Source organism: Mycobacterium venezuelense (genome assembly GCF_054919535.1).
Genome location: NZ_JBONDW010000028.1, coordinates 44,879 through 69,191 on the forward strand (window position 1 = coordinate 44,879; position 24,313 = coordinate 69,191).

Annotated in this window: 22 protein-coding genes; 12 read left to right on the top strand and 10 right to left on the bottom strand. The window is 66.6% G+C overall.

Annotated features, from left to right (window positions below; all coding sequences use genetic code 11):
• Positions 1-54: 54 nt before the first annotated feature.
• Positions 55-1,737, top strand: a complete 1,683-nt coding sequence (gene fadD2, locus ACRCUN_RS31250; RefSeq protein ID WP_462145485.1) for a long-chain-fatty-acid--CoA ligase FadD2 — start codon at positions 55-57, stop codon at positions 1,735-1,737.
• A 29-nt stretch (positions 1,738-1,766) separates the two neighbouring features.
• Entirely contained in the window at positions 1,767-2,549 is a 783-nt protein-coding gene (locus tag ACRCUN_RS31255; RefSeq protein WP_462145486.1) for an SDR family NAD(P)-dependent oxidoreductase, read from the top strand.
• Positions 2,550-2,555: 6 nt separating this feature from the next.
• On the opposite strand, the gene ACRCUN_RS31260 is transcribed toward ACRCUN_RS31255, so the two are convergent.
• The 6 genes from ACRCUN_RS31260 to ACRCUN_RS31285 all read right to left on the bottom strand — a co-directional run bounded on the left by ACRCUN_RS31260 (position 2,556) and on the right by ACRCUN_RS31285 (position 8,280).
• Positions 2,556-2,858: a hypothetical protein gene (locus ACRCUN_RS31260; protein WP_165766043.1), complete on the bottom strand. Its 303-nt coding sequence runs from the start codon at positions 2,856-2,858 to the stop codon at positions 2,556-2,558.
• Positions 2,859-2,861: 3 nt separating this feature from the next.
• On the bottom strand, positions 2,862-3,116 hold the full coding sequence (locus ACRCUN_RS31265) for a hypothetical protein (RefSeq protein ID WP_462145487.1): 255 nt from the start codon (positions 3,114-3,116) through the stop codon (positions 2,862-2,864).
• A gap of 157 nt (positions 3,117-3,273) precedes the next feature.
• Positions 3,274-5,469, bottom strand: a complete 2,196-nt coding sequence (locus ACRCUN_RS31270) for an acyl-CoA dehydrogenase family protein (protein WP_462145488.1) — start codon at positions 5,467-5,469, stop codon at positions 3,274-3,276.
• Between the two features lie 86 nt (positions 5,470-5,555).
• Positions 5,556-6,536 (bottom strand): 2-hydroxyacid dehydrogenase, encoded by a 981-nt coding sequence (locus ACRCUN_RS31275; protein ID WP_462145489.1) that lies wholly within the window; start codon positions 6,534-6,536, stop codon positions 5,556-5,558.
• On the bottom strand, positions 6,512-7,654 hold the full coding sequence (locus ACRCUN_RS31280; RefSeq protein ID WP_462145490.1) for an alpha/beta hydrolase family protein: 1,143 nt from the start codon (positions 7,652-7,654) through the stop codon (positions 6,512-6,514). Before ACRCUN_RS31280 ends, ACRCUN_RS31275 begins: the two co-directional genes overlap by 25 nt.
• Complete coding sequence (locus ACRCUN_RS31285; RefSeq protein WP_462145491.1) at positions 7,651-8,280, bottom strand: TetR/AcrR family transcriptional regulator; 630 nt, start codon at positions 8,278-8,280, stop codon at positions 7,651-7,653. The genes ACRCUN_RS31280 and ACRCUN_RS31285 overlap by 4 nt, the downstream gene beginning before the upstream one ends.
• Before the next feature lie 98 nt (positions 8,281-8,378).
• Between ACRCUN_RS31285 and ACRCUN_RS31290 the strand changes: the two genes are divergently transcribed.
• Entirely contained in the window at positions 8,379-8,978 is a 600-nt protein-coding gene (locus tag ACRCUN_RS31290; RefSeq protein WP_462145492.1) for a VOC family protein, read from the top strand.
• Here the strand turns inward: ACRCUN_RS31290 and ACRCUN_RS31295 are convergent.
• Together ACRCUN_RS31295 and ACRCUN_RS31300 are read right to left on the bottom strand one after the other, a co-directional pair.
• On the bottom strand, positions 8,948-9,844 hold the full coding sequence (locus tag ACRCUN_RS31295; RefSeq protein ID WP_462145506.1) for an SAM-dependent methyltransferase: 897 nt from the start codon (positions 9,842-9,844) through the stop codon (positions 8,948-8,950). The two genes, ACRCUN_RS31290 and ACRCUN_RS31295, sit on opposite strands and share 31 nt — an antisense overlap.
• The gene (locus ACRCUN_RS31300; protein WP_462145493.1) at positions 9,795-10,676 is read right to left on the bottom strand and encodes a helix-turn-helix transcriptional regulator; all 882 of its coding nucleotides are present in this window, start codon (positions 10,674-10,676) and stop codon (positions 9,795-9,797) included. Before ACRCUN_RS31300 ends, ACRCUN_RS31295 begins: the two co-directional genes overlap by 50 nt.
• 102 nt (positions 10,677-10,778) lie before the next feature.
• Between ACRCUN_RS31300 and ACRCUN_RS31305 the strand changes: the two genes are divergently transcribed.
• Together ACRCUN_RS31305 and ACRCUN_RS31310 are read left to right on the top strand one after the other, a co-directional pair.
• A complete protein-coding gene (locus ACRCUN_RS31305) occupies positions 10,779-11,687 on the top strand; it encodes an MBL fold metallo-hydrolase (protein ID WP_462145494.1) in 909 nt (302 codons plus the stop codon).
• Complete coding sequence (locus tag ACRCUN_RS31310) at positions 11,680-13,083, top strand: carboxylesterase/lipase family protein (protein ID WP_462145495.1); 1,404 nt, start codon at positions 11,680-11,682, stop codon at positions 13,081-13,083. Before ACRCUN_RS31305 ends, ACRCUN_RS31310 begins: the two co-directional genes overlap by 8 nt.
• Here the strand turns inward: ACRCUN_RS31310 and ACRCUN_RS31315 are convergent.
• Both ACRCUN_RS31315 and ACRCUN_RS31320 read right to left on the bottom strand, forming a co-directional pair.
• Positions 13,073-13,897, bottom strand: a complete 825-nt coding sequence (locus tag ACRCUN_RS31315) for a helix-turn-helix domain-containing protein (protein ID WP_462145496.1) — start codon at positions 13,895-13,897, stop codon at positions 13,073-13,075. The genes ACRCUN_RS31310 and ACRCUN_RS31315 overlap by 11 nt on opposite strands.
• Positions 13,894-14,511 carry a TetR/AcrR family transcriptional regulator gene (locus ACRCUN_RS31320; protein WP_462145497.1) on the bottom strand — a complete coding sequence of 206 codons (618 nt, stop codon included), beginning with the start codon at positions 14,509-14,511 and terminating at the stop codon, positions 13,894-13,896. The genes ACRCUN_RS31315 and ACRCUN_RS31320 overlap by 4 nt, the downstream gene beginning before the upstream one ends.
• A 76-nt stretch (positions 14,512-14,587) precedes the next feature.
• Here ACRCUN_RS31320 and ACRCUN_RS31325 point away from each other — a divergent pair, with 76 nt between their 5' ends.
• The 7 genes from ACRCUN_RS31325 to ACRCUN_RS31355 form a co-directional block, all read left to right on the top strand.
• Positions 14,588-15,490 (top strand): oxygenase MpaB family protein, encoded by a 903-nt coding sequence (locus tag ACRCUN_RS31325; RefSeq protein WP_462145498.1) that lies wholly within the window; start codon positions 14,588-14,590, stop codon positions 15,488-15,490.
• A 41-nt stretch (positions 15,491-15,531) separates the two neighbouring features.
• Positions 15,532-16,425: a class I SAM-dependent methyltransferase gene (locus ACRCUN_RS31330; protein ID WP_462145499.1), complete on the top strand. Its 894-nt coding sequence runs from the start codon at positions 15,532-15,534 to the stop codon at positions 16,423-16,425.
• A gap of 186 nt (positions 16,426-16,611) precedes the next feature.
• Complete coding sequence (gene eccA, locus ACRCUN_RS31335; protein ID WP_462145507.1) at positions 16,612-18,405, top strand: type VII secretion AAA-ATPase EccA; 1,794 nt, start codon at positions 16,612-16,614, stop codon at positions 18,403-18,405.
• The gene (gene eccB / locus ACRCUN_RS31340) at positions 18,402-19,958 is read left to right on the top strand and encodes a type VII secretion protein EccB (RefSeq protein ID WP_462145500.1); all 1,557 of its coding nucleotides are present in this window, start codon (positions 18,402-18,404) and stop codon (positions 19,956-19,958) included. The genes eccA and eccB overlap by 4 nt, the downstream gene beginning before the upstream one ends.
• Positions 19,955-23,938, top strand: a complete 3,984-nt coding sequence (gene eccCa, locus ACRCUN_RS31345) for a type VII secretion protein EccCa (protein ID WP_462145501.1) — start codon at positions 19,955-19,957, stop codon at positions 23,936-23,938. Before eccB ends, eccCa begins: the two co-directional genes overlap by 4 nt.
• A complete protein-coding gene (locus tag ACRCUN_RS31350; RefSeq protein WP_462145502.1) occupies positions 23,935-24,246 on the top strand; it encodes a PE family protein in 312 nt (103 codons plus the stop codon). Before eccCa ends, ACRCUN_RS31350 begins: the two co-directional genes overlap by 4 nt.
• Position 24,247: 1 nt before the next feature.
• A partial coding sequence (locus tag ACRCUN_RS31355; RefSeq protein ID WP_462145508.1) for a hypothetical protein occupies positions 24,248-24,313 on the top strand: 66 nt, incomplete at its 3' end.

Here is a 24,313-nt window from a genome sequence, read left to right on the forward strand (position 1 = left end):
ACCTCATCGTAGTGAGTTACCCCGGGTGCGATAGCTGTCACATATTGTGTCGGCATGCCAAGTCTGTCCGACCTGCCGGCACAAGTGACCGCGAAGGCCAAGCAATACCTCGACCGTGGCGCCGCCGAGCTGCACTATGCGCGCAAGATGTTCGAGGCCGGGGCGCTCAAACTGGAGTCGCCGCAGAACATGGCCGCAATGCTCGCCGACATCCGCAACTGGGGCGAGATCGGCATGATCGCGTCGCTGAACGCGCGTCGGCACCCGCACCGCGTCGCGATCATCGACGACGACGGCGAGATGACGTTCGGTGAACTCAACGCCGCCGCACACGCCGTCGCCAACGAACTGGTCACGATGGGAATCCGTGCCGGTGACGGCGTGGCGATCCTGGCCCGCAACCACCGCTGGTTTCTGGTGTCGGTCTACGGTGCGGCCCGCGCCGGGGCCCGCATCATCCTGCTCAACAGTGAATTCTCCGGGCCGCAGATCAAGGAGGTCGCCGCGCGCGAAGGCGCCAAGGTGATCATCTACGACGACGAGTACACGTCGGCCGTCGCGCAGGCCGAACCCGAGTTGGGCAAGCTGCGAGCTCTCGGAACCAATCCCGATAAGGAAGAACCGTCCGGCAGCACCGACGAAACACTGGCCGACGTCATCGCGCGCAGCAACGGCAGGCCGGCGGCCAAGGTCAGCAAGCATTCGTCGATCATCATTCTGACCAGCGGCACCACCGGCACCCCCAAGGGCGCCAACCGCGGTGCGCCGCCATCGCTCGCCCCTATCGGCGGGGTGCTCTCACACGTGCCGTTCAAGGGCGGTGAGGTGACGTCGCTGCCCGCGCCGATGTTCCATGCGCTCGGTTTCCTGCACGGCACCATCGCGATGATGCTGGGTTCGACGCTCGTGCTGCGTCGCCGATTCAAGCCCGCGACCGTGCTCGCCGACATCGAGAAGCACAAGGTGACTGCCGTTGTTGTGGTCCCGGTGATGCTGTCGCGCATCCTCGATCATCTCGAGCAGTCCCAGCCCAAGCCCAACCTGTCTTCGCTGCGCATCGTGTTCGTGTCCGGTTCTCAGCTCGGCGCCGAACTGGCCACGCGGGCGCTCAAGGATCTCGGCCCGATCATCTACAACTTGTACGGCTCAACCGAGATCGCATTCGCGAGCATCGCGCGCCCCAAGGATCTGTCGCTCAACCCCGCAACCGTCGGCCCGGTGGTCAAGGGCATCACGGTCAAAATCCTCGACGACAACGGCAACGAGCTGCCGCAGGGGGAAGTCGGGCGCATCTTCGTGCGCAACACCTTCCCGTTCGAGGGCTACACCGGTGGGGGCGGCAAGCAGATCATCGACGGCATGATGTCGTCGGGCGATGTCGGCTACTTCGACGAGCACGGTCTGCTCTACGTCAGCGGCCGTGACGACGAGATGATCGTGTCCGGCGGTGAGAACGTGTTCCCCGCCGAGGTCGAAGACCTGATCAGCGGCCACCCCGAGGTCATCGAGGCCACCGCACTCGGAGTCGAGGACAAGGAGTGGGGACACCGGCTGCGGGCGTTCGTGGTCAAGGCCGAAGGGGCCAGCGTCGACGAGGACGCCATCAAGCTCTACGTGAAGGAACATCTGGCCCGCTACAAGGTGCCGCGCGAGGTGATTTTCCTCGACGAGTTGCCGCGAAATCCGACCGGCAAGATCCTCAAGCGTGAGCTCCGGGATATCGAAGTCGGGGAATAGTTCGTCGCTCCCGGTGGTAGTACTGCGTCGTGAACATCGACCTCACCGGAAAGACCGCACTCGTCACCGGCTCGACGCAGGGCATCGGCCTGGCGATCGCCGAACAACTTGCCCGCAGCGGGGCACGCGTCGCGATCAACGGGCGCACCGCGTCGCGGGTCGATGAGGCCGTCGCCACATTGGGCGACTACGACGTCATCGGCGTCGCGGCCGACGTCGCCACCGAGGACGGGACGGCGGATCTGGTCCGTCAGTTGCCCGCCGTCGACATCTTGGTCAACAACCTCGGAATCTTCGGGGCAGTGCCGGCCAGAGATATCACCGATGAGCAGTGGCGTACGTACTTCGACGTGAATGTCCTTGCGGCCGTGCGGCTTATCCGCAGTTACCTGCCCGGTATGACGGAGAAGGGCTGGGGCCGGGCGATCCAGATCGCGAGCGATTCGGCGATCGTCATCCCCGAGGAGATGATCCATTACGGGGTGTCGAAGACGGCGCTGCTCGCGGTGTCGCGTGGGTTTGCGAAGGATGCCGCAGGCACCGGCGTGACGGTCAACTCGGTGATCGCGGGGCCAACACACACCGCGGGGGTCGAGGATTTCGTCTACCAGCTGGTCGACAAATCACTGCCGTGGGACGAAGCGCAGCGCGAGTTCATGCGCAAACACCGGCCACAGTCGCTGTTGCAACGCCTGATCGAGCCCGAGGAGATCGCCAACATGGTCGTCTACCTGGCGTCTCCGCTGGCCTCGGCGACCACCGGCGGCGCACTACGGGTCGACGGCGGTTACGTCGACTCGATTCTGCCGTAAGGGGATTCAGGACATCATCGCGGAGCCCGGCACCGCCAGACACACCAGCGACAGCGCGAGCAGAAACCAGCCGGCGCCCTGCCAGATCGGCCAGGTGCCCTCGGCCCGCCAGATCTGATACGTGCGGATGAATGCGCCCACACCGCCGACGAACGTGATGGTGGGTACGAGCACCGCCGACAGCAGAGACCGGTCAAAAGCGTAGAACGCCAACGCAATTCCGGCGATCGCCGCGACGATCACGACATACGTGACTGCCGACCGGAACATCCCGGGATCATGCCAGCGTTTCTCGACATCATTCGTCATGATCTATGGCCCATTGACGTACCACGCCAGGCATCCCGGCCGATCTCGGCACGCGATGATGGCGCCGGCGTCGGGCGCGGCGCCACGCACCTTGGGCGTCGTCCTGGGTGGCAGGTTGCAGTTCACGATGTAGGGGTTCCACGGGATGACCCCGTTTACACATGGCCGGGCGTCCGCGGTGGGTGTGCTTTGGCTTCCCACCGCCGAAGGGCCGGCCAGCAGTGCGAATGCGGCCGCTGCTGTACCGGTCAAGCTCATGACACGCTGTTTAGAAATGCTCATCATCAGTGCCAACCGTCGTCGAAAGCCACCTATTTCGACGGTACGCGCAATAGGCCGCCTACTCACGAGAATGCACTGAGGGTCGTTACCGCCGCACGGTAACGACCCTCAGTGCAGTTTCGCGGGTGACAACCTACGGATCGCGGGGCAGGCCCAGCAGACGCTCGGCGATGATGTTGAGCTGCACCTCCGTGGTGCCGCCATAGATCGTGGTGGCGCGGCTGGCCAGGAGGTAGTCCGCCCAGCGGCCCGGCTCCTGGTCGGCGTCGCCGATGGCCCCATCGGTGCCGAACGACGCGACCGCGAACTCCGCGTACCCCTGACCGGTCTTCATCGACAGCAGCTTGGAGATCGCCGCGGCGGGCATGGCGTCGCCGCCGGCGAGGGTCAGCAACGTGGACCGCAGGTTGAGCACCTTGGCGGCGTGGCCCTCGGCGATGAGCTGGCCCGCGTGGTTCTGCTCGATCTGGTCGAACTGGCCGTCGCGCAGGAAGGCCACGAACTGGTCGAGATTGGCCAGGAACGGTGGCTCACTGCTGCCGATCGACACCCGCTCGTTGGTGAGCGTGTTGCGGCTGACCTCCCAGCCCCGGTTCACCTCGCCGAGCACCATGTCGTCGGGCACGAACACGTCGTCGATGAACACCGTGTTGAACATCGCGTTGCCGGTCAGCTCGCGCAGCGGCTTGACCTCCACGCCGGGCGCTTTCATATCGAGCAGGAAGTACGTGATCCCCTGATGTTTCGGAGCGCTCGGATCGGTACGGGCCAACAACGCGCCCCATGCCGAGTACTGCGCGCCCGTGGTCCAGATCTTCTGACCGGTGATCTTCCACCCGCCGTCGACCTTGGTGGCCTTGGTGGTCAGGCTCGCCAGGTCGGAGCCGGCGCCGGGCTCGGAAAAGAGTTGGCACCAGATCATTTCGCCGCGGAAGGTGGGCGGCAGGAAGCGCTGCTGCTGCTCGTCGGTGCCGAACGCGACGATCGACGGGATGATCCACGACGCGATGCCCATCTGCGGACGCTTCACGCGGCCCGACGAGAACTCCTGGGCGATGATGATCTGCTCGATCGGCTCGGCCGCCCGTCCCCACGGCTTGGGCAGGTGCGGCTGCACCCACCCGCCTTCGGCGATGGCGGTGTTGCGCTCGGACCCGCTCGGAAGTGCTTTCAGCGCAGCCACTTCGGCGCGGATCTCGTCGCGCAGCTTCTCGGTCTCGGGGTCGAGGTCGATGTCGACGGGCCGCATGCCGGTCGCGGTGGCGGTGTCGACCACCTGCTGCGGGTAGTCGGCGGACCGCCCGAAACACGCCGCCAGCAGCAGCGCGCGGCGGTAATAGACGTTGGTGTCGTGCTCCCAGGTGAACCCGATTCCGCCGTGCACCTGGATGCAGTCCTGCGTCGTGTGCTGCGCGGCGGCCGGTGCCAGGGTGGCGGCGACTGCGGAGGCGAACTCGAAATGCGTCTCTGCCGAAGCATTCTCGCGAACTTCATCGAGCGCACGGGCCGCATCCCACACCGCCGCGGTGGCCCGCTCGGTTTCGGCGACCATGCCCGCGCACTTGTGCTTGATGGCCTGGAACTGGCCGATGGGCCTGCCGAACTGCTCGCGGATCTTGGCGTACTCGGCAGCGGTGTCGGTGGCCCAGCGGGCGACGCCGACGGCCTCGGCCGACAGCAGCGTCGACATCAGTGCCCGCGCGAGCGGGCGGCTGAGGTTGGCCAGCACGCGATCGTCGGTGATCTCGACCGCGTTGGCGCGCACATGAGCCAGCGGACGCAGCGGGTCGACGCTGCGGACCGGTTCGATCTCGAGCTGGTCGGCGTCGAGAATGACCCATTCCTCGCCGGAGTCGATCGCGACCGGCAACACCAGGATCGAAGCCTGCGCTGCCGCGGGCACGGCCCGCACTTCGCCGCGGATCACGAGTTCGGCGCCGTGGCGGGTAGCCGTCAGGCCCGAGTCGATGGCGTAGGCGGCGATGGCGTCACCCGAAGCCAGTTCGCTGAGGACCTTGGCGTCCGGGTCATTGGCGGCGATGAGGGCGCTCGCGATCGCCGAAGGGACGAACGGGCCAGGCACCGCGCCATAGCCGAACTCGGCCAGCACGATGGCCAGCTCCAGGATGCCGAAACCCTGGCCGCCGACCGACTCGGACAGATGCAAACCGTGCAGGCCCTGGTCTGCCGCAGCCTTCCAGAAGGAGGGCGGGTTGGCGATAGGGGTTTCCAGCGCTTCGTGCAACACCTCGGACGGGGCCACCCGCTCGACGAACGACCTGACCGAATCGGCAAGGTCAGTGTGCTCGGACAGGATTGCGATGGGCATGCATAACCTCCATGCGGGGCAGTTCCCCAATAACCGGTCGGTTGGTTTCGAGGGTACCGTGACGTGACCGGCGCCACTTGGACGGCCTATGTAACTTCGTTCACCACGTTCGCGGGCGGCTCGCCATCGCGGATGCGACGGCAATTCTCGACCCCCGCGGCCAGATACCGCCGCATGGTGTCGGCGGTGTACCACGCCACATGCGGGGTATATACCGCATTGGGCAGCTCAAGGAGCGGGCTGTCGGCGGGCAGCGGCTCGGTCTCGAACACGTCCAGACCGGCCGCGCCCAGCCTCCCGGACTTGAGTGCGTCGATGAGCGCCGGCTCGTCGACGATCGGTCCGCGCGCGGTGTTGACCACGACCGCGCCGGGTTTCATCGCGGCCAGTTCCTCCGGCCCGAGCAGTCCGCGGGTGGCGTCGGTCAGTGGCAGATGCAGCGATACGACGTCGCTGGCCGCCAGCAGGTCGGCCAGGCTGCGCCAACGCGGATGGCCGGTGTCGCGCGTACTGGTATGGATGACGTCGGCTCCCATGGCCTGGGCGATCCGCTCGACCTGTTTCGCGACGTTGCCGTACCCGACGAGCCCCACCGTGCAGCTGCCGAGATCGCGGACCGTTTCACCCAGGGTGGGATCCGATGGCCAGCCCCGGCCGGCGCGCGTCGTGCGATCGAGTTCGGGCAGCCGCCGCAGCGCCGACAGCATCAACAAAATGGTGCCCTCCGCGACCGAGGGTGCGTTGGCGCCGGGCATATTGGCCACCAGGATGCCGAGTCGCGTCGCGGTGTCCACGTCGATCGTGTTCACGCCAGCGCCCAATTTGTGAACGAGGCGCAGTCGTAGCGCGCGGTGCAGATCGTCGGCCGACACCGGGCGCAGCACGTGCCAGAGGACCTCGGCCTCGGGTAGCTCCCGGTAGAAGGTTTCGTCGTCGTCCTCGGCGCAGAACCGGACATCGAGCCAGTCCTCATGCGGTGCAAGAAAGTCCAGCACTTTGTCGCCGGGAACGAAATGTGCGAGCACCCGGATCGGGCCGGGGGTCACCGCCACCGTTTCGCGATCCATCGGGCGATCGTGTCGGCCTGCTCGCTGCGGGCTCCCGGGGTGGTGAAGTAATGATCGGTGTCGATCGAGCACTGGCTTTTGTCGGTGCTGGCCAGCCCGTCGTAGATCCGCTGCGCGTCGGATGGGTACACCCCGGTGTCCTGGTCGGCGTTGATCACCAGTGCCGGGCAGGTGATCCTGGCCAGGTGGGGTTCAGCCCTGGTCTGCGCATGGCGCAGGCTCCACATGCCGATCCAGTTGCGCAGTGTGGTGGCCGCGGCGATGCCCCGCGCCGACCGGTTGGCTTTCACGGGAACTCCCGCGTAACACAGGTTGGGTTGGCGCCGCGTGGGTTCGATCGCCGGGTCGACCATTCTCGGGTCGGCCCAGGTGCGTAGCACCGTGAAGGGCCGATCCGAATAACCAGCGGCCTGAACCCTTTTCAGCTCTTGTTCGGCCCAGTCCGTGATCGACTCGTTGCGGGCGAGCTGCGCCGCGCGATACCGCGACACGAATTCGGGTGAGTAGGGCGGTCCGTTGCTCTCGTCGAACAGATCGAGCGTGGGATCGGTGGCGATCGCGTCGTTCTCGTCGACGACCGAGGCGTCCATCCAGGCGGTGAGCACATCCGGCCGCCCCGGATGTGCCGCACTGGCGACGTAGCCGTCGGCGGGCGGTAGGTCGGTGAGGCCCGCCGCGGGCCGCATGCCCTCCAGTGGTGTGACGTGGTGATGGTCGGCCTGCGCCTGGTAGGCGGCCATCAACGATCCGCCACCGGAATTGCCGAGCAGCACAACGGTTTCGATGTTCGCCACTTCGCGGAGCCAACGCACGCCGACGCCGATGTCGACCAGCGCGTGGTCCAAGAGAAAACTGCTCTCGAACCCGCGGAAGCGGGTGTTCCAGCCAAGGAAGCCGATGCCTCTGGTGGCGAGATAATCGGCGATGTAGTGCTCGGAGAAGTCGATCTGGTAGTGAGTCGCGATCACGGCCACCTTCGGCTTGCGGCCCACACCCCGGTAGTAGATGCCCTGGCACGGGTGGCCGCCTGCGCCCGCGCGGCGTGCGGTCGGTGATTCCACCCCGATGAACTCGCGGATGACGCCTGCGGCGGGAGACGCCCCGGATGTTCTGCTCATGTGCGCGCGGTCCCCTCGTGGTAGATGGTCCGGTAGAACACGTTGGCCAGAGCCATAATGCAGGCTTCGTCATCGACATCGTCGGCATTACCGCCCGAAAGTTTCACGAAGCAGAACTGGTTGAGCATCGATACGAGCGCCTCGGCGGTCAACCGGGGGTCATCAGCCGGGCAGAAACCTTGGCGCTGGGCGTGTTCGACCATCCCGGTGATCAATGAAATGGGCAGCTCGCAGATCTCGGCCCAGTACTGCGCGAAATCATCGTTCACCATTGCCAGCTGGGACACGCTGATGATCTCGGCGAGCCGGTGCCGGTAGGTCGCCCAGTGCGCGGATACGGCTTGATAGGACCGTTCCCAGTTCGTCAGGCCGGGTTGGCCCACCGCGCGGGCGCGGTCACGGGCTTCGTCGCGAAAACGCAGCGCCCATTCGCGCACCATCGCTTCTTTGGAGTCGTAGTAGTTGTAGAACGACGCGGTCGAACGCCCTGCCTCGGCGGCGATGTCGGCGATCGTGGCGGCCAGTATGCCTTTGCGTGCGATGACCGTGCGGGCGGCCGCGTCGATGGCGGCCTGGGTCTGCCTGCCGCGTGCGGTCGGCAGCTGCTCGCGGGGGCTGACGGTCACCGGGCTCCTTGGATCATTGATCGAATCTGAATCTGATGTTAGATTCAGATCCGGAGCGGCGCCAGCTTTCGGCGCGTTCGCATCGGAGGAGTCTCGACGTGATCAAGCCCAACAGTCCCAACTCCGAATTCGAGTTCGGCGGAATCAACCATGTGGCACTGGTGTGCTCGGACATGGAACGCACCGTCGACTTCTACAGCAACGTGCTCGGCATGCCGCTGATCAAATCGCTGGACCTGCCCGGCGGCATCGGCCAGCACTTCTTCTTCGACGCGGGCAACGGCGACTGCATCGCCTTCTTCTGGTTCCGCGACGCGCCAGACGGAGTTCCCGGCATCTCCGCGCCTGCCGCCATCCCCGGCATCGGCGAGATCGTCAGCGCCACCGGTTCACTGAATCACCTTGCGCTGCACGTACCTGCTGAGAAGTTCGACGAGTACCGGCAGAAGCTCAAGGCCAAAGGGGTGCGGGTCGGGCCGGTGCTCAACCACGACAACAGTGCGATGCAGGTGTCGCCCACCGTGCATCCGGGCGTATACGTGCGCTCCTTCTACTTCTTCGACCCGGACGGGGTCACGCTCGAATTCGCCTGTTGGACCAAAGAGTTCACCGACGACGACGTGCATGTCACGCCGAAGACGTCGGCTGACCGCACACCTCCCGCCGATCAGCCGGGCTTGGTGGCCTCGACGAAGTAGCCGCGTGGCACACCGGGGACATCGAGCGGTACCGCCGGTGCGAACCAGCGGTTCCACGCGTTGCCCGGCTCGGCGATGTCGGTGACGACGGCCGACCAGCCCAGCCGTCCGCTCAGCTCGCCAGGTTCATCCGTCCCGAACAACCACGGCGCGCCGTTCGCGGCCATCGACTCGCGAACCGCCGCGAGCATCGCCGCATCCAGCAGGGTTTTACCGATCACGTCGTACAACAGAACCGAGCCGGCCGCCGACATCGCGTCCACGCGGTCGAACAGCGTGTGCACGGCGACCTCGTCGAGGTACTGCAGCAGGCCCTCGACGAGCCATACGGCCGGCCTGTCCGTGTCAAAACCGTTGTCGCGCAAGGATGTGGTCCAGTCGTCGGTGAGGTCGATCCCGAGCGCCACCCGCCGGCAACGCGGTTGGTCCCCGGCCAGCAGTTCGTTCTTGGCGGCGATGACCGCGGGCTGGTCGAGTTCGAAGACGACGGTGCCGTCCGGCCATGGCAAGCGGTAGGCACGCGCATCCATACCGGCGGCGAGGATCACGACCTGACCGGCGGTTCGCGTGGCGCGCAGCAGCGCCTCGTCCCAGAAGCGGGTGCGGACGACGATCTGCAGCGTGGACTTCTCGCCGGTCGCGGCGAGCGCGTCGGCCAGGAGCCGGCGGCCCGATTCCCCGGCCAGCTTCTCGGCGAACGGGTCGCTGAACAGCCCGTCGTCCCTGCGGGTTTCCTCGGCGCGGATGGCGGCGACCAGCAGGCCCGTGTCCGCTACGGCACGTCCTTGGGTTTGTCCCGGTTTCTGCATGGCGCCATCATGCGTGTCCGGCCATCGAGTTGGCTTGGATATTTTTGCCATCGACAGACCGGGCCAGTAACTGCATCGTGTCCGCCGAAGCGGATCCGGCAGCGGTCGTCACCACACACAGCGACTGTTCGGGATTGCGGGCCACCCTCAGGTTCTGCTGCGTGACCGTGAGCGAGCCGACCAGCGGATGGCGCAGGTCGTAGGTATCGGCCTCGCATGGCTTGACGCGGTGATCTGCCCACAAGGCAACGAATTCCGGGCTCTGCATGGACAGTTCGCCGATCAAACCGGCCAGCAGCGCATCCTCGGGATGTCTGCCCGCGACCAGGCGCAGGTTGCCGACTACCGCTCGGGCTTTGCGTGGCCAATCGACGTACAAGTCGCGGGTGTGCGGATCGAGGAACAGCAGCCGGGCCAGGTTGGGCCGGTTCGCAGGCCGGTCGACCAAGGTGGGGTCGACGTGCCCGGCGAACAGCGCGTGTCCGAGCGAGTTCCAGGCCAGGATGTCGGTGCGGCGGCCGACCACGAGTGTGGGCACGTTGTCGAGTGAACGCAGGAGGTCCCGGGTCAACGGGCTGACCCGTTCGACCGGCGGGCGCCGCGTGGGTTGCGGTCGCTGGGCGGCGAGCTCCCGCAAGTGCCTGCGCTCGTGGTTGTCGAGCTTCAGTGCGTCGGCCAGCGAATCGAGGATGGCCTCCGACGCGTTCACCGACTGTCCCTGCTCCAAACGGGTGTAGTACGACACGCTCACCCCGGCCAGCTGGGCGAGCTCCTCGCGGCGCAGCCCCGTCACACGCCTGCGTTCGCCGAACCAGGGCAGACCGACGTCCTCGGGCCGCAGCCGGCTGCGCCGTGCGCGCAGGAATTCGCCCAGTTGTCCAGTGGTCATCACACCACTATGCGCCCCGGACAGCGCCGGTTGCCTGACCCTGTCAGTGGTAGGCAAACGCGGGTCTGGCTCATGTGGTGGCGGATACGCAGGCTGGTCGCCATGAACCAGATTGTGTTGGGTGATGTGACGGTCACCCGGGTCATGGAGTACTACGGGTCGGTTGAGATGTCACCGGAGACGTTCTTCCCGGAGAGTCCCGACGGAGCCTGGCGGCGCCACGAACATTGGCTGGCACCGGATTTCTACGATCCCGCGGCCGATCTCTGCATATCGGCGATCCAGACTTGGCTGCTGCGCAGCGAGGGCACGATCATCCTCGTCGACACAGGCGTCGGCAATCACAAGAGCCGGCCGCACTCGCCGGTGTGGCATGACCTCGACACCGAGTTCCTCGGCAACCTTGCGGCGGCAGGGGTGGCGCCCGACGACGTCGACCTGGTGATCAACACGCACTTACATGTCGACCACGTGGGATGGAACACCTACCTCGACGGTGATTCCTGGGTGCCGACGTTCCCCAACGCGACGTATCTGATGCCCAGACCAGACTTCGAGTTCTGGAATCCCGACAACTCACGGCACTCGAACGCGGGCCAGCGCGACGTGTTCGTGGACAGCGTCGCACCGGTACATGCCGCCGGACAGACCTTGTTGTGGGAGAGCAACTTTCAGATCGACGGCAATCTGACACTTGAACCCGCACCCGGGCACACGCCGGGTTCGTCGGTGTTGACGCTGCATTCGGGTGGCGACCGCGCCGTGTTCGTCGGCGACATGTTGCACACCGCGCTGCAATTCGTCGAACCCGACACGAACAGCTGCTTCTGTGAGGATCCCGAGCTGGCGAAGGCTACGCGCCACAGGGTGCTCGGCACGGCAGCCGATACGAACACCCTGGTTTTTCCCGCCCATCTGGGTGGGCACGGCGGTGCGGAGGTGGTGCGCGACGGAGACCGCTTCGCCGTAAAGGCATGGGCGCCGTTCGAGCGGCTGGCCTACGATGCCTGAGCCGATTGTCGACACCGCTGCCGGCGCGGTGCGGGGCCACCGGCGCGGCGATGCGCAGATCTTCTACGCCATTCCATACGCCGCGCCACCGATCGGTGCGTTGCGGTTCGCCGCACCGCAACCCCATGAGCCTTGGCGAGGTGTTCGTGACGCGACCGTGCCCGGTCCCACTGCGCCGCAAGCGCGGCGAGACGGTTTCGGGCGGCTGGACATGTCACCGTTCTTCGGCCCAGGCTGGATCGGCGATCCCGACTACCTCACCGTCAACGTGTGGGCGCCGCCTGCCGCGAGCCGCGCACCGGTCATGGTGTTCGTGCACGGCGGAGGCTTTGTCTCGGGGTCGACGCGCTCACCGCTCTACGACGGCGCCGCATTCGCCCGCGACGGCGTGGTGCTGGTGACGGTCACCTATCGGTTGGGCATCGCCGGATTCCTCGATTTGGCTGGGGCCCCGGCCAACCGCGGCCTGCTCGATGTGCTGGCCGCCCTGCGGTGGGTCCAGGACAACATCGCGGCATTCGGCGGGGATCCCGACAACGTCACGCTGTTCGGGCAATCCGCCGGCGCGACGATTACCGCGGGTGTACTCGGCACCCCGGGTGTGGATCGGTTGGTCAAACGAACGATCATGCAGAGCGGCAACGGATTCGGCGCGTTCTCCGCTGAACAGGCCGGCCGTGTCACCGTGGCGGCGGCCAAAGCCCTCGGTGTCGAGCCGACGGTCGCCGGCTTCGCCCAGCTGACCGATGGACAACTGGTCGACGTAGTGGCGAAGCTGACCGGGTTGGATCTGCGAACCGGTGACAGCTTCGATCCGCTCGTCGGGCTCAGCCCGTTCAGTCCCGTCTCGCAGCGACAGCCCGCAGAATCGGCGCATCCCGGCGTCGGCCTGCTCATCGGCACCACGACCGAAGAAGGCAACCTCTACCTCGTCCCCCAAGGCCAACTCGACACCACGACACGCGAAGACGTCGATGATTTGGCGGCACGCATCTGTGCCGATCCGGCAGCGCTCGTGGACGGTTACCGGACCCGCTTCCCGGATGCGGGTTGGGGCCGGCTGCGTTCCGCGATCCTGGGCGACGCGTTGTTTCGGACGGGTAGCCGCCGAATGGTCGAGGTCCGCGAGCAGCACGCGGCGGTACCGACATACCGCTACGAATTCGGTTGGCGCTCGGCAGCAGTAGGTGGCCAACTCGGTGCGGCACACGCGATGGAGCTGCCGTTCGTCTTCGACCGCCTGGACCTCGATGAGTTGCGTGGCCCCGGCGCACTGCTCGGCCCCGGTCAGCCCCCGGCTGCGCTGGCGGCGCAGATGCACGGCGCGTGGGTGCGATACGCCCGCACGGGTGACCCCGGTTGGGCGCCGTCGGTGACACACCGGTTCACCGGCTGATGCCCACATGGCTGGGCAGCCACATGCGACGGTGCGCGTACTCGGTCGGCGTCATGGCGGTGAACGACCGGAATTCCCGGACGAAGTGCGCCTGATCGAAGTATCCGAGATCAGCGGCGATCTCGGCGCCTCTGTCGGCGCCTCTGTCGGCGCCGGTGTCGAGCCGGCGCATGGCGGCCTGAAAACGCCGAATACGCAGATAAGTCTTGGGTGTCACGCCGACTTCCGCGCGAAACAACGCGATCAGGCGTTTCGGGGACAGGCCGACGTGCGCGCCCGCGTCAGTTACCCGCATCGAGGGTTTGCGTTCGACGGCCGCGAGCACCTGCGTCAATCCCGGGTGACGTAACCGCATACGGGCCAACAGAAATCCTTCGAGCAGCGCGATCCGGGACCGGACCGACGTCGCCTCGATCAACCGGCCGTGCAGGGCGGCCCCGTCGCGGCCCCAGACATCGGTCAGCCCGACGCACGCGTTCTCAAGGTCGCCCAGCGGGCCGTCCAGGAACGGCACCGCACCGCCGGGGCGGAAATGTACGGTCAGGACGGTCTGTGCCGAATCGATCTGTGTGACATAGGAAACGCTACCGGCGCCGGCCACGAAAGCGGTTCCGACGTCAAGACGGGTAGCGCCGTCCGCGGCATAGAAGTCGACCCGCTGACGAGAGCTGACGTCAATGATGATGGTCGCCGCGCCACGGGGAAGTGCACGGCTTCGGTGGGTTTCGACGTCATCGCCGCGCTGCCAGTACCCGAAGAAGTCGATATAGGGAGCCAACTCCCGGCACGGCCGGTGCAGCGCGGGAGCCGTCACGGCTGGTTCCGGCGCGGCTGACCGGCCAGCGCGTCGAGCATCGAGCGCAGCCGATCGACGAGTTGTTCTGGGCTGGAGGTGATCTCACCCGCCAGCCAGGCACTGATCGTGTGGGTCACGCCGCCGACCGCGAAGTAGCCCATGGCCTTGAGCTGATCGTTCTCCGGCAGCCGCAATGCGTCGCCGGCGTGCTGACCGAACAGCGTCGCAAAGAATCCGATGCCCTCGATCCGTTTGCGGGCCAGTACGTCGTTGGACATCTTGGTGCTGAACAACAGCCGGCCTATCCGGGGATCGTCGGCGATGATGTGCACGATGTTGGCCATGCCTGCTGCGGTCTGTTCCGGCGCCGGGACGGCCGCCACGGCTGCCTGTGTCGAGGTGGCGATATCGGCTATCACCCAGTCATAGACCGCGGCGATGAAGTCGTTCTTGTCGTTGAAACTCTCGTAGAAGTACCGCGCGGCGAGCCCGGCTCGTTGGCATACCGCTCGAACCGTCAGCTCGGCGTCGTTGGCGCCGAGCACGTCCAGCCCAGCCTCCAGCAGCTGACCGCGGCGCTGCGCGAGGCGGTCGGCCGCTTCGATACCGCGATACGGGCGGACCGGTGTCACCCAGACATCTTGACACCTGTCAGTGCAGCAGGCCAGTATCAGGAAACATAGGTTCTCAGTTTTCGAAGGGGTGGCCATGACGGTCAGCGATCCGGTCCCGCATGTCGAGCGCGCGATGGGTGAGTCGGCGAACCCGCCGGCTGCGGTGAAGCGCCGCCGGCGCGGCGCCAGCATCGACGACGGGCTGATGGGAGTCGCACTGTTGGCAGGCCCTGCCAACGTGATCATGCAGCTCGCACGCCCGGGCGTCGGCTACGGAGTCTTCGAGAGCCGCGTCGAAAGCGGGCGAGTGGACCGGCATCCGATCAAGCGGGCCCGCACGACCTTCACCTACCTCGCGGTGGCCAGCCGAGGATCTGACCAGCAGAAAGCGGCATTCCGGCGGGCCGTGAACAAGGCCCACGCCCAGGTCTATTCCACCGAGGACAGTCCGGTGCAGTACAACGCATTCGACAAGGATCTGCAGATGTGGGTGGCCGCTTGCCTGTATAAGGGCGGCGTAGACGTATACCGGATGTTCATCGGGGAGATGGACGACGAAACCGCCGATCGCCACTATCGAGAAGGCATGACACTGGGCACCACCCTGCAGGTGCCGCCGGACATGTGGCCCGCCGACCGGGCCGCGTTCGACAAGTACTGGCAGGAAAACCTGGACAACGTGCACATCGACGACACCGTGCGCGACTATCTGTACCCCATCGCGGTCGGGCGGATGCGTGGCGTGGCCTTGCCCGGTCCGCTTCAACGCTGGTCGGAGAATTTCACCGGCCTGATCACCACGGGCTTCCTGCCACAGCGGTTCCGCGACGAGATGCGGCTGCCCTGGGATCCGCAGCGTCAGCGTCGGTTCGACCGAATCATCGCGGTGCTGCGAACCGTCAACAACCTGATGCCATCGTTCCTGCGCCAGTTCCCGTTCAACCTGCTGCTCAAGGATCTGGACTGGCGCGTGCGCACCGGGCGTCCGTTGGTCTGACGGCCAGATTCCGCCCAGATTTGCGGCGTACCCTCGCGCAGGTGCGTAGCGATAAAGACACCTGGGACATCACCACGAGCGTCGGTCAGACGGCGTTATTCGTCGCGGCGTCAAGGGCTTTGGAGGCGCGAAAGCTCGAGCCCCTTGCCGTCGACCCGTACGCCGAAGTGTTCTGTCGTGCCGCAGGCGGGGACTGGGCTGCCGCGGTGGACGGTGCCGACCCGGACCATCCGCTGAGGACGGAGTTCGGCGCGCACTTCGTGAACTTCCAGGGCGCCCGGACCAAATACTTCGACGACTACTTCCGACGTGCCGCCGAGGCCGGGGTGTGCCAGGTCGTACTGTTGGCGGCCGGTCTCGATTCCCGCGCATATCGGTTGCCATGGGCCGATGGCACTGTTGTCTACGAGTTGGACCAACCGCGCGTACTCGAGTTCAAACGCCAGACCGTCGAAGGGCTCGGCGAAGAGGCAACCGCCGAGCGTCGTGAGGTTGCGGTGGATCTCCGAGAGGACTGGCCGCAGGCGCTTCGAGCAAAGGGATTCGACCCGAGCAAGCCGTCTGCGTGGATTGCCGAGGGCTTACTGATCTATTTGCCGGCTCCAGCACAGGATCGCTTGTTTGCCGGGATCGACGGGCTTGCCTCTCCCGGCAGCTTCCTGGCGGTGGAAGAGGCCGTCCCGATGCCGCAGGAGGCGTTCGAAGCCAAGCGCGCGGAAGCGGAAGCCTCCGGTGCGGAGAACGCCTTTTTCACGCTCGTCTACAACGAACAGCATGCCCCGGCTGAGCAGTGGTTTTCGGCCAGGGGCTGGACGGCGACGACGACGGCCCTGTCTGACTATCTGCGTCAGCTCGGTCGGTCGGTGCCCGCTGCAGACAGTGAAGCGGGGCTGATGACGGGCACGATCAGCTTGGTGACCGCTACCAAAACGTGAGCCGATTCACGTTTTATGGCGACTACGTGCATCTCGACACTTAGCTTATGCGATGCTAACTTCAGCAAAAGTTAGCTTAGCCATACATAAGGGAGAGAGACGGGGGCCGTGTGGCTCCCGTGCACGCATATGGGTAGTGACACGCTCGCCGCTCCGTCACATGGAGCGCCCCGGCTGGACCGCGATGTGGTCAGCCGCTTTGCCACATGTTGTCGTGCGCTTGGCCTGACGGTCAACGATCGGCAACGTCCGGCTGATCCGTCCGCCGCTCGATCGGGCTTTGCTGGATTGACGCATATCGCGCACGATCACTGTGACGCGTGGATCGGCCTGGCCGCGGCGGGGGACACGTCTGCGCCCGTCATCGACGCCGTCTGGCGCACGGTGGGTACGGCCGGTCTGCTGCAGCGCGAGATCGACCTCGCAGCGGGCGAACTGGGCTTCCTCTACGACACGGGGCTGTACCTGCAGTTCCGGGCCACCGAACCCGATGACTTCCAGCTCGCTTATGCGGCAAGGCTTTACGAAGCCGGTGAGCTGGCCAAGGCGAACGAACTTGTCGCGGACGTGCTCGCGCGCCGTCCGGGTTTCCTCAACGCCAAGTGGCTGCGTGTCGCGATCAACCACCGCGCCGAGCGCTGGTCCGATGTCGTCCGGTTGCTGACGCCGATCGTCACCGATGAGTCGCTGGACCAGGTGACGTCGCACGCCGCGCGGGTCACGCTGGGTATCGCCCTGGCCCGGCTGGGAATGTTCGCGCCGGCGCTGTCGTACCTGGAGGATCCGTCGGGTCCCGTCGCGGTGGCTGCCGTCGACGGTGCACTGGCCAAGGCCCTCACCTTGCGCGGTCAGGGCGAGGACGACGACGCCAGCGAGGTCCTGCAGGAACTCTTCGCCGCGCACCCCGACAACGCACAGGTCGAAGAGGCGCTGTCGGACCCGACTTTCGGGCTCGTCGTCACCACTGCCGCGCGCATCGAAGCCAGAACCGACCCGTGGGATCCCGAGACCGAGCCGTCGGAATCCGAGTTCGTCGATCCCGGGGCCAAGGAACGCAAGGCGCACCTGCTCATCGAGGCCGAGGCCGAACTCGCCGAGTTCATCGGTCTGGAAGAAGTGAAGTTCCAGGTTGCCCGCCTCAAGAGCTCGGTCGCGATGTCGATCCGCAGGCAGGAACGCGGGCTGACCGTCGCGCAACGCACCAACCACCTCGTGTTCGCCGGGCCGCCCGGCACCGGTAAGACCACGATCGCCCGCGTCGTCGCCAAGATCTATTGCGGCTTGGGACTTCTCAAGAAGGAAACCGTTCGCGAGGTGCACCGCGCCGACCTCATCGGCCAGCACATCGGTGAAACCGAGGCCAAGACCAACGCGATCATCGACAGCGCGCTCGACGGCGTGCTGTTCCTCGACGAGGCATACGCCCTGGTGTCAACGGGCGCCAAGAACGACTTCGGTCTGGTCGCGATCGACACGCTGCTGGCCCGCATGGAGAACGACCGCGACCGCCTGGTGGTGATCGTCGCCGGATACCGCAAGGACCTCGACATGTTCCTCGACACGAACGAGGGTCTGCGTTCGCGTTTCACGCGAAGCATCGACTTCCCGTCCTACTCGTCGTCCGAACTCGTCGAAATCGCCGAGCGGATGGCCGAGAAGCGCGACAGCGTGTTCGAGAAGGCCGCCCACGAAGACATGGAGAAGCTGTTCGGCCATCTGGCCGAGGCGACGATGCCCGACGCGAACGGGGTTCCGCGCCGCTGCCTCGACATCGCGGGTAACGGCCGATTCGTCCGAAACCTGGTGGAGCGCTCCGAGGAGGAGCGCGAATACCGCCTCGACCATCTCCCGCCAACTGCCGGCTCCGCCGGCGAAGCCCACGATTTCACCGACGAGGAGATGATGACGATCACCGCCGGTGACGTGCGTAATTCGGCTGCCCCGCTGCTGCGTGGCCTTGGCCTGACGGTGCCGGCATGACCGGCCCCACCAATGAGGACCGGCGCTCATTCGCCTCCCGTACGCCCACCAATGAGAATCCCGACCAGGTCCAGTACCGGCGTGGCTTCGTCACGCGCCACCAGGTGTCGGGCTGGCGGTTCGTCATGCGCCGCATCGCATCCGGTGTCGCCCTGCACGACACCCGCATGTTGGTCGACCCGCTGCGCACGCAGAGCCGTGCGGTCCTGACCGGTGCGCTGATTCTGATCACCGGCCTGATCGGTTGCTTCGTGTTCTCGCTTATCCGTCCTGGTGGCGCGGCGGGCAACGACGTGATCCTCGCCGACCGATCGACGGCCGCGCTCTACGTCCGCGTGGGCGAGCAGTTGCACCCGGTGCTCAACCTGACCTCCGCACGCTTGATCGCCGGCCAGCCCGACAACCCGACGACGGTGAAGACCAGCGAGATCGACAAGTACCCACGCGGCAACCTGCTCGGCATCCCCGGTGCGCCAGAGCGAATGGTCCAGAATTCCGCAGGCGATGCCGATTGGACTGTGTGCGAGAGCGTTTCGGGTACAAACGCCGGCGTCACCGTCATCGCGGGCACGCCCGCGGCCGGTGGTGAACGCGCATTGCCGCTGACGCCGGGCCAGGCCGTGCTGGTCCACAACAGCGCGGGACCGACCCCCGGCGACTGGCTGTTGTGGGACGGCAAGCGCAGCCCGATCGACCTGGCCAACCGTGCCGTCACCGATGCGCTCGGTCTCGGCGCGCAGATCCCGGCTCCGCGCCCCATCGCGGCCGGCCTCTTCAACGCCATTCCGCAGGCACCCGCGCTGATCGCGCCTGCGATCCCGGAAGCCGGTGCGCCACCGCGGTTCCCGCTGTCGGCACCGGTGCCGGTCGGTGCGGTCGTCACGGCGTATGACGCCGACAACACGATCCGCCACTACGCCGTGCTGGCCGACGGTCTGCAGCCGGTCTCTCCGGTGCTCGCCGCGATCCTGCGCAATACCAACTCTTTCGGGCTCGAACAGCCGCCGCAGCTCGGCGCGGACGAGGTCGCCCGGACCCCGGCCGCGACCGGCATCGACACCGCCGCCTATCCGGCCGAACCGGTGACCCTGGTGGAGTCGTCGGCTTCCCCGGTCACCTGTGCGCAGTGGATCAAACCCGCAGGCGCCACCGAGAGCAGGCTGACCCTGCTGTCGGGCGCGGTCCTGCCCCTGCCGGAAGGGCTGCGCACGGTCGACCTCGTCGGAGCAGGCAGCAACGGCACGGCCAACCGGGTCGCGTTGACCCCTGGCACCGGCTACTTCGCGCAGACCGTCGGTTCTGAACCCGGATCGCCGACCGCCGGATCGCTGTTCTGGGTGAGCGACACCGGTGTCCGCTACGGCATCGAGACCAGTGGTGACGACAAAGCCCTTGCAGCGCTCGGTCTTACCTCGCCGGCCTTGCCGATCCCGTGGTCGATACTGACGCAGTTTGCGGCGGGTCCGACCCTGTCCCGTGGCGACGCACTGGTTGCGCACGACGCCCTGTCGCCTGATTCGAATTCCGCGCGGCTGGAGGCCACGACCCGATGAGCAGGCTGATCTTCGAGCACCAGCGTCGGCTGGTGCCGCCCACCACCCGCAAGGGCACCATCACGATCGAACCGCCGCCGCAACTGCCGCGGTTGGTGCCGCCATCGTTGTTGCGCCGGGTGTTGCCGTACCTGATCGTCATCTTGATCGTGGGCATGATCGTGGCCCTGGTGGCCACCGGGATGCGACTCATCTCGCCCACCACGCTGTTCTTCCCGTTCGTGCTGCTGCTGGCCGCCACCGCGCTGTATCGCGGATCGGACAACAAGATGCGCACCGAGGAGGTCGACGCCGAACGCGCCGACTACCTGCGCTACCTGTCGGTCGTACGTGACAACGTCCGGGCCCATGCCGCCGAGCAGCGGCAGGCGCTGGAGTGGTCGCATCCCGAACCGGCGGTGCTCGCCACCATCCCGGGCACCCGCAGGCAGTGGGAGCGCGACCCGCGCGATCGTGACTTCCTCGTACTTCGGGCCGGCCTGCACGACGTGCCGTTGGATGCGGCGCTCAAGGTCAAGGACACCGCCGACGAGATCGACCTCGAACCCGTGTCGCACAGCACCTTGCGCGGTCTGCTCGATGTGCAGCGCACGGTACGCGACGCGCCGACCGGCATCGACGTGGCAAAACTGGCGCGTATCACCGTGATCGGTGACGCCGATGAGGTTCGCGCGGCCATCCGGGCGTGGATCGCTCAGGCCGTCACCTGGCACGATCCCACGATGGTCGGGGTGGCGCTGGCCGCGCCCGACGTCGACTCCGACGACTGGTCGTGGTTGAAATGGCTTCCGCACGTGGATGTTCCTGGCGAAGCCGACGGTGTCGGGCCTGCCCGGTACCTGACGACGACCGTCGGCGAACTACGTGAACGGCTCACGTCCGCGCTGGCCGACCGCCCGCCGTTCCCTACCGAGCCGGATCAGGCCACCAAGCATCTGCTCGTGGTGCTCGACGATCCCGATGCCGATCCCGACGACATCGCGCGCCGCCCGGGGCTGACCGGCGTGACGGTCATCCATCGTTCGGACAAGCTGCCCAACCGCGAGCAGTACCCGGACCCCGAGCGCCCGATCCTGCGGGTGATCGACGGGCGCATCGAACGCTGGCAGAGCAGCGGATGGCAGCCCTACATCGACACCGCCGACGCGATGTCGGCGGCTGAGGCGGGTCACATCGCACGGCGGCTGTCGCGCTGGGATTCCAATCCCGGCTACATCCGGTCGAGTTCGACCGGCGGCGCGACCTTCACCACGCTGCTGGGCATTCCCGACGCGTCGGCGCTCGACGTCGCGAGCCTGTGGGCGCCCCGTACCCGCGATGACGAACTGCGCGTGCCGATCGGTGTCACCGCGACCGGTGAGCCGCTCTACTTCGACCTCAAGGACGAGGCCGAGGGCGGCATGGGCCCGCACGGCCTGATGATCGGTATGACGGGTTCTGGCAAGTCCCAGACCTTGATGTCGATCCTGTTGTCGCTGTTGACAACCCATTCGGCCGAGCGGCTGATCGTGATCTACGCCGACTTCAAGGGCGAGGCCGGCGCCGATATCTTCCGCAACTTCCCGCAGGTCGTCGCCGTGATCTCGAACATGGCCGAGAAGCGGTCGCTCGCCGACCGGTTCGCCGACACCCTGCGCGGTGAGGTGGCCCGTCGCGAGCAGTTGCTCAAGGAGGCGGGCCGCCGCGTACAAGGCAGTGCCTTCAACTCGGTCACTGAGTACGAGGCCGCGATCGCTGCCGGACACGATCTGCCGCCCATGCCGACGCTGTTCGTCGTGGCCGACGAGTTCACCCTGATGCTGGCCGACCATCCCGAGTACGCGGACCTGTTCGATTATGTTGCGCGCAAGGGCCGCTCGTTCCGTATCCACATACTGTTCGCGTCGCAGACGCTGGACGTGGGCCGGATCAAGGACATCGACAAGAACACCTCCTACCGGATCGGCCTGAAGGTGGCCAGCCCGAGCATCTCGCGCCAGATCATCGGGGTCGAGGACGCCTATCACATCGAATCGGGCCGCGAGCACAAGGGCGAGGGCTTTCTGGTGCCAGCGCCCGGCGCGGTGCCGATCAAGTTCCGCAGCACCTACGTCGACGGCATCTACGATCCGCCGCGTGCCGAGAAATCCATTGTGGTGCGCGCACTTCCGCAGCCGCAGGTGTTCACGGCGTCGCGGGTGGAGCCCGAGCCGGACACGGTGATCGCCAGCTCGGATGTTGACGGAGCCGAGGCGACGGTGTTGCCGCCGCGCAAGCTGATCGCCACGATCGGCGACCAGCTGGCCACCTACGGCCCGAAGGCGCCGAAGCTGTGGCTGCCGCCCCTCGACGAGGCGATCGCCCTGGCCGACGTGCTCGCCGGAACCGAGGTGGAGCCGGGGCAGCTGCGCTGGCCACTGGGTGAGATCGACAAGCCGTTCGAGATGCGTCGCGACGCGCTCGTGTTCGACGCCAACTCGTCGGCCGCCAACGTGCTCATCCACGGCGGTCCGCGGTCGGGTAAATCGACTGCGCTGCAGACGTTCATCCTGTCGGCGGCCGCTCTGCACTCGCCGCGCGAGGTCACCTTCTACTGCCTGGATTACGGCGGCGGCAAGCTGGCCGGTCTCGGCGATCTGGCCCATGTCGGCAGTGTCGCGACTCCGCTGGAACCCGAGCGGATCCGGCGTACGTTCGGCGAGCTCGAGCAACTTCTGCGGGGCCGCCAGCGGCAGGGTGCGGTGAACCGCCAGAGCGGCGGCTACACCGACGGCTATGGCGAAGTCTTCTTGGTCATCGACAACCTCTACGCCTTCAGCCGCGACAACACCGACACGTTCAACACCCGTAACCCGTTGCTGGCCAAGGTCACCGAGCTCGCCAACAGCGGCATGGCCTACGGCATCCATGTCGTCATCACCACGCCCAACTGGCTTGAGGTGCCGCTGGCGATGCGCGACGGCCTTGGGCTGCGGCTGGAACTCAAGCTGCACGACAGCCACGACAGCATCGTGCGCGTCGTCGGCGCACTGCGCCGGCCTGCCGACTCGGTGCCCGCCGACCAGCCGGGCCGCGGCCTGACGATGGCCGCCGAGCACTTCCTGTTCGCCGAACCGGCACTGAGCGACATCGCCGTCATCAACTCCCGCTACCCGGGTGTCAGCGCACCACCGGTGCGGCTCCTGCCGACCGACCTCGCGCCGTCGGCGCTCGCGCCGCTGTACCCGGCGCCCGAAACGGTGGTCATCGGGCAGCGGGAGGAAGATCTGGCCCCAGTCGCGATCGACTTCGTGCACAACCCGTTGCTCACGGTGTTCGGTGATTCCAAGTCGGGCAAGACGACTCTGCTGCGCCACATCATCCGGACCATCCGCGAGAACTCGCAGCCCGATCAGGTCGCGTTCACGGTCATCGACCGCCGGCTGCACCTCGTCGACGAACCGCTGTTCCCGGACAATGAGTACACCGCGAACATCGACCGGGTGCTGCCCGCGATGCTGGGCCTGTCGGCGCTGATCGAGAAGCGGCGTCCGCCGGCCGATCTGTTCCCCGAGGAACTCAAGACGTGGACGTACTCGGGCCACACCCACTACCTGATCATCGACGACGTCGACCAGATTCCCGACAGTCCGGCAGTCAGTGGGCCGTTCGTCGGGCAGCGACCGTGGACCAACATCGTCGCGCTGCTGGCCGAAGCGTCCGACCTCGGACTGCGCGTCATCGTGACCGCCCGCGCCACCGGATCGGCACACGCGGTAATGACCGCACCGCTGTTGCGTCGCCTCAACGATCTCCAGGCGACGACGCTGATGCTGTCGGGCAATCCGGCCGACAGCGGCAAGATCCGCGGCCACCGGTTCGCCCGATTCCCGGCCGGGCGCGGCATGCTCCTCGGCGACGGCGATTCGCCGGAGTACATCCAACTCGTCAATCCGCTCGGCGCCGATTCAGCGCTGTCGGTGAACAACGGGACCCGCAACATAGGAAAGGAATACCGATGACTCTTCGTGTAGTCCCCGAAGGCCTGACCGCGGCCAGCGCGGCAGTGGAGGCGTTGACGGCACGGTTGGCGGCTGCGCACGCGGCGGCTGCACCGTTGGTGTCGACGGTGGTTCCGCCTGCCGCTGACGCGGTTTCGTTGCAGACGGCCACGGGTTTCAGTGCTCATGGTGCCCAGCATTCGGCGCTGGCCGCCCATGGGGTCGAGGAGCTCGGCCGGTCCGGTGTGGGGGTGGCGGAGTCGGGCGCGAGCTATGCGACCGGTGATGCGATGGCGGCGTCGTCGTACCTGATCGCGCGCGGGGTCTGACGTGACTGCTCCCGTGTGGATGGCCTTGCCCCCTGAGGTGCATTCGGCGCTGCTTTCCAGCGGGCCG